Origin of the sequence: Legionella drancourtii LLAP12, from assembly GCF_000162755.2 — a bacterium.
GTDB lineage: Bacteria > Pseudomonadota > Gammaproteobacteria > Legionellales > Legionellaceae > Legionella > Legionella drancourtii.
The window spans coordinates 105,195-106,940 of sequence record NZ_JH413801.1; the positions used below are offsets into that span (position 1 = coordinate 105,195).

Consider the following 1,746-nt stretch of genomic DNA (forward strand, 5'->3'; position numbering starts at 1 on the left):
GCATCGGAGCACAGAAAATCGACTCATTCTGGCCAAGATAGTAGAAATGTCAACAGCCCTTAAACTAATTTAAGTTTCTTTCGTACTCCAGACTAGCATATTAAGAGAAAGATATTCTATTTAAGAGACAATATTTTTCTTACCTCTCAAGGATACCCTTAACGTTACAACCTCAATTTGTTTTCATCAATATTGGTTTCATAAATGGTTCTATCCTCTAATGCCGCGAATATCGACCGATGTAATAGTGACTAAAAATGGAGATATTTATTGTTTTTTGTGTATAATTTAAACATTGGCAAATTAATTAAGGTAGTACAGTATGTCGAGTAGTAGTTCTAGTTCTGAACGTCAATGGAAGGATATTATTGGGTTTCCAACTCGCTTTCCTGCAGCAGGTTCATTTGACGATTTTCAAAAGAAGTTTTTTGATGCGTTAAAGGAGATGCCTCCTAAAGAGTGTCCATGGGAGTTTATTTTTATAATGCCTGGTGGTGGCGATAAATCGGATATTATGTTTGGTTGTGATGGGCGATTTCCGGTTCAATACGGTGAAGATCATTTAAAACCGAATGCGGACAAGCCGTATCTTTTTTTATGGGTTGCCACTGATAAAAATGCTCAATGGCGTCTGTGTGAGCATCGAGGTTATGTCAATTTGGTGGCAGAAAACATGATGCGTGAACACAAAAAAAGCAACCTTGCAAGCAACTTTATGGCGGAGGCAAATCGCGGTAACGTGTATTACCATACTATGAGTTACACGAACTATAGCAAAAGATGGGTTCCTACCGCGGTGATAATGAAGCGTGCTCATGCGGATATAAAAAGATATGGAACCGGATTTGAATACGAGGAGGCACAAGATCATTTTTATGCATGTTTAATAACTATGGAAGAAGAAGCAACAAAGCTTGAAAAGAGGGGGTATAAGCAGGCTGCGGATAAAGGAAAAGAATTGTGCGAGGGCCTCCATAAAGCCGCCAAACAATATTTTAAGATTTCCCATCCATCCTCAGAGGATTTTAAAACATTTGAGCGTGCATGCAATCAGGAAATTGCTAACGCAAAACCAACCCTTGATAAGCATTGGGAGTGGTCGCAACTGCTTGCAACCGTGGGAATAATTATCAGCACACTTGGACTGGGTTTAGCATATGCTGTTCACCGCAAGGCAGGAGGTGGTAATTTTTTATTCTTCAAATCAGATCTGACACAGAGTTTCGACCGTGTGATGGAAGCAAAAAAGCAAGTGGATGAAGTAGATAAAGTGGCGATAAACAAGGGATTTAAGTGATGCATAATTAGAGATAATTTCCCACCTCTATTTGTGACCCACTTTTCTTCATGTTTGTTAAATTTATCATAAGCTTTAGTTTGTGTCTTATCAGAAACAAAAATTAAATTATCCGTTACCAAGAGATTTCCAATTCCTGAATTATATGAATCAGATTCATTGCAAGTAATAGCATTTTAGATGATTTAATGATAAAATAAAGAACATATCGTTTATTTTAAGGCATTTATGTTTGATGAAGTTTATAAAATAGCAATAGAGTCTAATAATTTTGAAGAATTAAAAAGAAAGTTAAAAAAGCTTCATATTGATGCGATAGCTATAAAAGATGGTTTTTTTGTTACTGCTGGAGCTCAATTATCTAGAGAAGGAAAAAACAATAAAGTAGAGTGGATGCGGCAGCTCGGTGCAAACGTTAATGCTATTGCTAATAGCTATGCACTAGCAGG

Annotated in this window: 2 protein-coding genes; both read left to right on the plus strand. The window is 36.9% G+C overall.

Annotated features, from left to right (window positions below):
* Nucleotides 1-322: 322 nt before the first annotated feature.
* Nucleotides 323-1,297 (plus strand): hypothetical protein, encoded by a 975-nt coding sequence (locus LDG_RS02955; RefSeq protein WP_006869640.1) that lies wholly within the window; start codon nt 323-325, stop codon nt 1,295-1,297.
* Nucleotides 1,298-1,525: 228 nt separating this feature from the next.
* Nucleotides 1,526-1,746 (plus strand): hypothetical protein (locus LDG_RS19495; protein ID WP_040534265.1); only part of this gene is annotated, 221 nt, incomplete at its 3' end.